The sequence below is a fragment of the Deinococcus wulumuqiensis R12 genome (assembly GCF_011067105.1).
GTDB lineage: Bacteria > Deinococcota > Deinococci > Deinococcales > Deinococcaceae > Deinococcus > Deinococcus wulumuqiensis.
Genome location: NZ_CP049357.1, coordinates 2564302 through 2572500 on the forward strand (window position 1 = coordinate 2564302; position 8199 = coordinate 2572500).

The following is an 8199-nucleotide window of genomic DNA, read 5'->3' on the forward strand; positions in this document are numbered from 1 at the left end:
GCAAAGGGAAAGGGACGCCTCCACTCCGGAAGGCGTCCCCCATTTGAACTCTGGATTTAAGCTTTGGCCTTAGTCTGCGGCCTGCTGCCCTTCAGCCGGATACACCTCGATGATGCCCGCTGCGCCCATGCCGCCGCCGATGCACATGGTAATCAGGGCCTTGCCGCCGCCGCGCCGCTGGAGTTCGTAGATGGCGGTGGTGGTCAGCTTGGCGCCCGAGCAGCCGAGGGGATGACCCAGGGCAATCGCGCCGCCGTTGACGTTCAGCTTGCTCTGGTCGATGCCGAGTTCGCGTACCACGGCGAGGCTCTGCGCGGCGAAGGCCTCGTTGAGTTCCACCAGGTCGATGTCGTCGAGCGTCAGGCCGGTCTGCTTGAGCACCTTGGGCACCGCCGCCACCGGGCCGATGCCCATCATTTCGGGGGCCACACCCGCCACCGCGAAGCCGAGGAACTTCGCCAGCGGCTTCACACCCAGTTCCTGCGCCTTCTCGCCGCTCATGATGACCACGGCGGCTGCACCGTCCGAGAAGGGGCTGGAGTTCGCCGCGCTGACGCTGCCGCCCTGTTTGAACGCGGGGCGCACCTTCGCCATGTCTTCCAGGTTGGCGTCACGGCGAATCAGTTCGTCCTTGTCAAACTGCACGGTTTCGGACTTGACCTTGGTGCCTTTCACCTTGTCCACGCGCACGGGCACGGGCACAATTTCGGCGTCGAACTTGCCTGCATCCTGCGCGGCGGCGGCCTTCTGATGGCTGGCGAGGGCAAACTTGTCTTGGTCTTCGCGGCTCACGCCGTACTTGGCGGCGACGTTTTCGGCGGTCATGCCCATGCCGATGTAAGCGCCGGGGCGCGAGTCCACCAGTTCGGGGTTGGGGCTGGGGTTGTGGCCGCTCATGGGCACGAAGCTCATGCTTTCCACGCCGCCCGCCAGCATCACGTCGGCCTGACCCGTCTGAATGGCGGCGGCGGCCATAGCGATGGTTTGCAACCCGCTGGAGCAGAAGCGGTTGACGGTCACACCGCCCACGCTGTCGGGCATTCCCGCACGCAGCGCGGCGAGGCGGGCCACGTTCAGGCCCTGCTCGGCCTCGGGGATGGCGCAACCGAGGTACACATCTTCCACGAGGTCGGCGCTCACGCCCGCGCGTTTCACGGCTTCGTTCATGACCAGCGCGGCGAGGTCGTCGGGGCGGGTGTTGGCGAGCGTGCCTTTCACGCCACGGCCAACGGGGGTACGAACAGCAGATACGATTACAGCGTCACGCATGAGGTTTTCTCCTTGAAGCGAGTCTTGACGGTTGGGAAATACAGGTGGGACGAATCCGATTTGAGCTTCATGCTCACGCCGACGCCTATTAGATTCATCCCATGCTTCTTGCCAAACCTTACGGAGTCTTTTTTCACGCCGCAAAGTTATGAGTTCCGAAATTAGAGAGGTAGCGGCCTCCTGAGCGAGTTGTGGAATTTCAGAAGGAATTGCTGTGGACTTTTCAAAGTAGTTCGGCCAGCTTAGACAGAATGGAGTATCGGGGTACATGTAGCGGTTTTGACAAACGACCTTAGAGAAGTCCTCAGATAGCTCGACGCTCAGATTCCATTCAATAGACCTTGTGTAATCGTCGTAATCGTCAAGTAATTGGACTATGGTCTCGCTCAGATAAATCTTTCCATCATGTGAGCCGTGGGACTGACGATGGTCATAACCAGCGTTTTCCAGTTCTGCACCCCATCTCTCTGAGCCGTACTCTTCGTAAACGTCCCAGAACTTTCTATGAAGGTCTATCGCAGCAATGGTGTCAGCAAGGATTTGAAAGTCCATTACCCTTCCCTCCCCAGCACCCGCGCCACGAACGCTTCCAACTGCCCGTCGTACTCTTTCGGGCTGATGTTCCAGGTGCGGATGTGCTTGGCGCCCTCCACGCGGTGGAACTCCACCAGGTCGGGGCGGGCGGCGGCGAGGGCCTGCGCCTGGGCAAGAGGAATGGTACGGTCGCGGGTGCCGTGCCACAGCAACAGAGGCACCTTGAAGCGCGGGGCGGCGGCAAGCTGGTCGACCTCGTCGAAGTCCTGTCCGCTGCGCCGGGTCACGATGCGCTGCGTGAAGCGCCCCACCCGCCGGGCGAGGAACCCCGGCAGCCCGAAGCGCTGCGCCTGCCAGCGAATCGTGTCCCGCCACTCCAGCGCGGGCGAGTCGAGCATCACCCCCGCGATGGGCAGCGGCGAAGGCTCGAAGCGGGGCCGCAGCACGCTCAGGACGATGTTCCCGCCCATGGAAAAGCCGTACAGGATGACCCGCCGGTAGCCGTTCTCCCGCGCCCAGAGTACGGCGGCGTTCACGTCCTCGGCCTCGGTGTCGCCCAGGGTCAGGTAGCCCTTGCCGACCTTCGGCGCTCCGTGCGCGTTGCGGAAGGTGACGAAGAGCGACCCGCAGCCGGTCCGAATCATGGCGGGCAGCATCCGCAGCGCCTGCGCCCGCTGCCCCCCGTGCCCGTGCACGACGATGATGAGCGCGTCACGTTCGGCCTGGTGCGGCGGCACATGCCACGCGGGCATCTCGCCCACCTCAGTCGGCACCAGCACGTCCTCGTACTCGGCGCCGAGTTGTGCGGGGGTGCCGTTGTAGAGGTAGGTGGACACCCACGCCAGCGCCCCGTGCGGCAGGGCGCCGCGCTCCTGCAAGATGGGCCGCTCCACCACCGTCCCCACCATCCGGTGCGGTCCCACCACCAGATGGCCTTTGTTGGGCAGCAGCGGCACGATGCCCAGCGGTCCCTTCGAGAGTGTTTCCGGCGAGGCGGGCAGGTACAGCTTGTTCCCGCGCCGCCCCACCGGAACGAAGTCGCCTTTGACCCAGCGCGTCTTGGACCGCAGCACGATTTCCGCACCCAGGAAGGCTCCGGCGATGACGAGCGAGACGTAGCCCAGAGCGGCGTACCCGAGGTGCCTGCGGCGGAGCCTTGTTAATGGTCGATGGTTGATGGTTGATGGGAAAAGGCGCTTCATGCTTCAGCCTTCAGGTTGCGGGCGAGAGCCGTGATTTTGGCAGAGATGGACTGCGCCTGTTCGTTGATGGTGTGGGTCTGTTCCGGTCGCAGATACTCGGGGCGCACGGCCAGCTGCACGGCACCGACGACTTCATACACCGAACCGCGTGCTTGCATCAGAGAATGGGCGAAATCTCTTTTCGTTCCGCGTCCACTTCCTTCGGCGATATTGAGCGTGACAGAGGTTGCAGCGCGTCTGAGTTGATTGGTCAAACCAAACCGCTCATCCGCAGGAAACGCAGCCGTCAGACGATAAACCAACGCTGCCAGTTCTACTGACTCGTGATAAATCTCCAACTTTTCAAAGCCGAAAAACCTTTGCTGCGTCATGCGTTCACCTCCATCAACCATCAACTATCGACCATCAACATCAGTTCCGCAGCGGCTTGCCCGTCTTCAGCATGTGCTCGATGCGCTGCTGCGTGCCTTTCTTGCCCAGCAGGGTCAGGAAGGCCTCGCGTTCGAGGTCGAGAAGGTGCTGCTCGCTGACCTTGGCGGTGCGGTTGTTGCCGGTGCCGCCCGAGAGGACGCGGGCGAGTTCGCCGCTGACCACCAGGTCGTAATCGGTGATGTAGCCGCCCTCGTGCATGCCGTAGAGCGCCGACTTGATGGCCCCGATGGCCGCGTCGCCCATCACGGGGATGTCCTGGCGCATGACGGGTTGCACGTAATCGGGGGCCAGGGCCAGGACGGCGCGTTTGGCTTTCTGGATGACGTGGTTCTTGTTCATGACGACCGTGTCGTGGTCTTGCAGGAATCCCAGCTTGCGGGCTTCGAGGGCGCTGGTGCTGACCTTGGCGGTACCGATGAGTTCAAAGGCACGCTGCACGGCGGGCAGCAGGCTCGCGCCGAGCTTCTGGCCGGGGTGCAGTTGGTCGGTAAAGCGCAGCAGCATTTCCTTGGTGCCGCCGCCGCCAGGAATCAGGCCCACGCCTACTTCCACCAGACCCATGTAGGTTTCGGCGCTCGCCACGATGCGGTCGGCGTGCAGGCTGAACTCGCAGCCGCCGCCCAGCGTCATACCGAACGGTGCGGCGACGGTGGGGTGGGGACTAAAGCGCATGGAGGTGCTGACCTGCTGGAACTGCTTGATCATGTCGTCCAGCTCGTCCCATTCTTCGGCCTGGGCTTGCGAGAGAATCAGCGGCAGGTTGGCCCCCGCGCTGAAGTGTTCGCCCTGGTTGCCCACGACCAGACCCGCGTAGCCCATGTCCTGCACCAGCTTGTGCGCGTCTTGCACGGCCTTCAGTTGGTCTTCGCCCAGCGCGTTCATCTTGGCGTGCCATTCGACCAGCAGCACGCCGTCGCCCAGGTCCACGATGCTCGCGCCAGGGCGCTTCTTGACAACCTTGCTGGCGTCTTTCTTCAGGTCGGCAATGATGAAGTAAGGCGCTTCGTACTTAGTCTTTTCGCCTGCGGGGGTGAAGGTTTCGTCGCCGTTGTAGAACTTATCCGCGCCCGTTTCCTTCATCTTGGCAAGCAGCGGGGGCAGGGTGCGGCCTTCGGCTTCCAGGTTCTTGATGACCTGCTGCACGCCGATGGTGTCCATCGTTTCGAACGGCCCTTGCTCCCAGCCGAAGCCCCATTTCAGCGCGTTGTCGATGTCCTGCAGGCGGTTGGAGACGTTGCCCGCCATCTTGGCGGCGTACCAGAACCCGTCGTTCATGGAGGCGCGCAGGAAGTCGCCTTCCTTACCCTCGGCGGTGTACAGGGCGTTCACGCGCTCGGCCAGGGGCTTGCCCTTGACCGCTTCCACGGCGGCGACCTTGACCTTGCCCTGGTCTTCGTACTCGCCCGTTTGCAGGTTCAGGTTGAGAATCTTGGTCTTGCCCTTCTCGTCCTTGGTCTTCTTGTAGAAGCCGCTGCCGGACTTGTCGCCCAGAATGCCCTTCGCCACGATGTTCTTGAAGTTCTCGGTGAGGGTAAAGTCCTCGTCGTCGGGGGTGGCGGCCCCCAGATCGGTGGCGACGTGGGAAATGATGTCCAGGCCCGACAGGTCGGCGGTGCGGAAGGTGGCCGAGGAAGCGCGGCCCAGCGCCGGGCCGGTCAGTTGATCCACCTCGGCGGGGGTCAGACCGAACTTCTCCATGTGCTGCATGGCGCGGACAATCCCGTACACGCCGATGCGGTTGGCGACGAAGCCGGGCACGTCGTTGGCGACGACCACGCCCTTACCCAGGGTGTTTTCCGCGAACTCGCTGAGGGTCTTGACCACTTCGGGGTCGGTCTTGTCGGTCGGGATGACTTCGAGCAGGTGCAGGTAACGCGGCGGGTTGAAGAAGTGCGCGCCCACGAAGCGGCGCTGGAAGTCCTCGGAGCGGCCCTCGATTTGCAGGTGCATGGGAATGCCCGACGAGTTCGACGAGATGATGGCCGTCTTCTTGGCGACGCCCTCGACTTTGGCCCACAGGTCGCGCTTGGCGTCCAGCTTCTCGATGATGGCTTCCAGGATCCAGTCGCAATCCCCCAGCTTCTTGAGGTCGTCTTCCAGGTTGCCGACTTCAATCAGCTTGGCGCGCTCGGCGTCCATGAAGGCGGCGGGGCGGGCCTTGAGCGCACGCTCTACGCCTGCTTTGGCGAGGAAGTTGCGGTCGGGCTTATCGGGCAAAACGATGTCCAGTAGCAGCACGGGAATCCCCGCGTTGGCGAGTTGCGCGGCGATGGCGGCACCCATCACACCCGCACCGATGACGGCGGCTTTCTTGATCTTCATGTGACCTCCGGTGAAAATAGTTTTGTACTCGGTTCAAGTTTAGCCCAGGGGGGGGATGGATGTCCATGCGGGCGCTGTCCCGGCCTGCGAAGGCTTTACCCTGCGACCATGCCCATCGTCTTTATTCACGGCGTGGCGGTCCGGCAGCAGGGCGACCCCGGCTGGGAGCAGGTCAATCAGGTGACAGGTGGCGTGCAGTGGCCCAAAGTCCGCCAGCGCCTGCGCGAGTTCGTGGCCCCTGCCGTGCGGCCCGGCGCCCCGGACGAGGTGGACATCCGCCAGCTCTACTGGGGCGACCTGGGGGTCTTTTACGCGGGTGAAGGCCGTTCACTGGGGTCGTGGTCGCCGACTTCCGCTGGCCCTGGTCCCACTGTCCCCGCGCCCGCCGACCTCACACCGGACGAACTGGGCGAGGCGCTGGAAGACGCCTTCGAGCGCCGCAGCCTGACCCGTGACTGGCCGACGCTTCTTGAAGCCGTCTGGAGCGTGGCCCGCGACGAGAACCTGCGCAGCATCCTCCTGATGCTTCCTGCCGGGCAGCAGTGGCCCTTTTTGCTCGCGGCGGTGGAGGCGAGACTGCCCGCCGTGCCGCTGCTGGCCCGTCTGGAAGAGCCGCGCCCACCCAGGCGGCTGGTGGTGCAGCGCCGCCGGGGACTGAGCCGCACCCTCAGCACCGTGCGCCGACCGCTGGAAGACTTCGTGCCGCTGTTTATCGGTGACGTGCTGGCGTATGTCGGCGGTCGGGGCACCCCCGCAAGTCCCGGTCCGGTCATGGCGCGGGTGCTGGCGGGCCTCAAGGCGGCGCAGGCCCAGGCGCGGCCCGGAGAACCGCTGGTCGTCCTGACCCACAGCATGGGCGGTCAGCTGCTGTACGACGCCCTGACCTCTTATCTTCCCGCCGACCCGGAAGCGGAAGGGTTGCGGGTGGACCTGTGGTGCGCGACCGGCTCGCAGGTGGGGCTGTTCCGTGAAATGGGGCAGTTCATCGAGCAGGGGCCGCTGCCCACCCCCGCGCTGCGCGACTCGCCCCACGCTGGGTACTTCTGGAACGTCTGGAGCTACAGCGACCTGCTCAGCTTCCGCTGCGAAGGGGTCATTCTGGGCGCCCACGACACGGCTTTTCCTTTTCTGGGCGACGTGCGCTCCGACCACTTCGCCTACCTCACCCACGACGACTTCTACCGCACTCTGGCCGTCAAGGTTCGCCTCCACGCACGCCCGCGCTCCTAACGCCGCTCCACCACCAGCGGCCCGCGCGGTCCCAGGGTGACGCCGGGATGCGGCTCGTCGTTTCCCCAGCGGGCACGCAGCGGCGGCGTCTCGGCCAGCACGTCCAGAATCAGGGTCTGCGCCAGATGCAGGCCCAGGCAGGTGCGTTCGCCCCCCCCGAAGGGCAGGTAGGCCCAGGCGGGTGGCGGCTTCTCCCAGCGCTCCGGGCGAAAGTCGAGGGGACGTGCCCACAGCGCCGGGTCACGTCCGGTCAGGTAGGGCGAATACAGCGCCAGGGTGCCGCGCGGCAACTCGGTGCCCCGCCACTCCACCGCTCGGCTCAGGCGTCGGCTGCCCATCCAGCCCGGCGGATAAAGCCGCAGCACTTCCTTGAGCACGGCGGGGTGGGTGTCAGCCGCCTGAAACTCGGGCCTGTTCGCCAGCGCCCAGAGCGCGTAGGCCAGCGCGTGCGTGGTGGTGTCGTGGGCCGCCGCGAGGCTGATGCGCGTCTCCGTCAGCCCGCCCGGTAAGGGGGCGAGGCTGGAGAGCAGGTCGTCCCCACCTTCGACCAGCCGCCGCTCGGCCAGCCGCCTGATTTCCTGCTCGACCCGCCGAAAAAGCAGGGGACGCGGCAAAGCCGGGACCGGAAAGGGCCGCCGCAGCGGGGCCAGAAAAGCCGCCAGCAACGTGTCGTCGAAGTCGCCGCTGAAGTACGCGGCGTTCAGTTGTCGCCGGACCGTCTCGTCGGCCCAGGGCAGCGCGTCGAAGGGCTGTCGCGGAACCGGAGTTCTGGCCTGGCGCATTCGCTCGCGCAGCCGCTCCACACTCACCCGGCCAAATCCAGGATTGAGCCTCTGCCGCCTCGCCGCGTGTTCTGGCGCGTCGGTCAGAATCACGCCGCCCGCCAGATAAGGCACCACCGCCGAGAAACTCCCTCGACTCACAAAGGTCGTCAGGTCCGTCAGCACCCGGCGGTTCCATGCGGGGCTGAACCCCACCACCGCAGGCCCCCCCAGACGCAGGCGAAACAGGTCGCCGCCCCCCAGCCGCGCCCGCTGCGCCCCCTGCTCGATCAGCGGCAAAGGCCCCAGCGCCCAGTCCTGAAGGTGCCCGCTGCCCGGTCTGGTGTGCGGTTCCGGCAAGGTTTTGAAAGAGGCAGTCAAAGTTTATCCAGCATAGGCACTTTGCCCAGCGTAGAGGGCAGTCCGGAAAAAGCCGTTGTGGTCGTGCT

At 64.9% G+C, this 8199-nt stretch carries 6 protein-coding genes; 1 reads left to right on the top strand and 5 read right to left on the bottom strand.

The features are described 5' to 3' along the window. Positions 1 to 69 precede the first annotated feature (69 nt). The 4 genes from G6R31_RS12425 to G6R31_RS12440 all read right to left on the bottom strand — a co-directional run bounded on the left by G6R31_RS12425 (position 70) and on the right by G6R31_RS12440 (position 5759). Positions 70 to 1269 carry a thiolase family protein gene (locus tag G6R31_RS12425; RefSeq protein ID WP_025567255.1) on the bottom strand — a complete coding sequence of 400 codons (1200 nt, stop codon included), beginning with the start codon at positions 1267 to 1269 and terminating at the stop codon, positions 70 to 72. Between the two features lie 551 nt (positions 1270 to 1820). Further along, on the bottom strand, positions 1821 to 3005 hold the full coding sequence (locus G6R31_RS12430) for an alpha/beta hydrolase family protein (RefSeq protein ID WP_051056500.1): 1185 nt from the start codon (positions 3003 to 3005) through the stop codon (positions 1821 to 1823). After that, a complete protein-coding gene (locus G6R31_RS12435) occupies positions 3002 to 3376 on the bottom strand; it encodes a four helix bundle protein (RefSeq protein WP_225983145.1) in 375 nt (124 codons plus the stop codon). Before G6R31_RS12435 ends, G6R31_RS12430 begins: the two co-directional genes overlap by 4 nt. A 40-nt stretch (positions 3377 to 3416) precedes the next feature. Beyond that, positions 3417 to 5759 carry a 3-hydroxyacyl-CoA dehydrogenase/enoyl-CoA hydratase family protein gene (locus tag G6R31_RS12440; protein ID WP_017871028.1) on the bottom strand — a complete coding sequence of 781 codons (2343 nt, stop codon included), beginning with the start codon at positions 5757 to 5759 and terminating at the stop codon, positions 3417 to 3419. Positions 5760 to 5867: 108 nt separating this feature from the next. Here G6R31_RS12440 and G6R31_RS12445 point away from each other — a divergent pair, with 108 nt between their 5' ends. Further along, complete coding sequence (locus G6R31_RS12445; protein ID WP_017871029.1) at positions 5868 to 6989, top strand: hypothetical protein; 1122 nt, start codon at positions 5868 to 5870, stop codon at positions 6987 to 6989. Here the strand turns inward: G6R31_RS12445 and G6R31_RS12450 are convergent. Next, a complete protein-coding gene (locus tag G6R31_RS12450; RefSeq protein WP_017871030.1) occupies positions 6986 to 8131 on the bottom strand; it encodes a cytochrome P450 in 1146 nt (381 codons plus the stop codon). The genes G6R31_RS12445 and G6R31_RS12450 overlap by 4 nt on opposite strands. Positions 8132 to 8199: the final 68 nt, after the last annotated feature.

Coding starts and splice junctions, on each gene's coding strand:
- G6R31_RS12425 (WP_025567255.1), bottom strand. CDS start 1,269: ATGCGTGACGCTGTAATCGTATCTGCTGTTCGTACCCCCGTTGGCCGT.
- G6R31_RS12430 (WP_051056500.1), bottom strand. CDS start 3,005: ATGAAGCGCCTTTTCCCATCAACCATCAACCATCGACCATTAACAAGG.
- G6R31_RS12435 (WP_225983145.1), bottom strand. CDS start 3,376: ATGACGCAGCAAAGGTTTTTCGGCTTTGAAAAGTTGGAGATTTATCAC.
- G6R31_RS12440 (WP_017871028.1), bottom strand. CDS start 5,759: ATGAAGATCAAGAAAGCCGCCGTCATCGGTGCGGGTGTGATGGGTGCC.
- G6R31_RS12445 (WP_017871029.1), top strand. CDS start 5,868: ATGCCCATCGTCTTTATTCACGGCGTGGCGGTCCGGCAGCAGGGCGAC.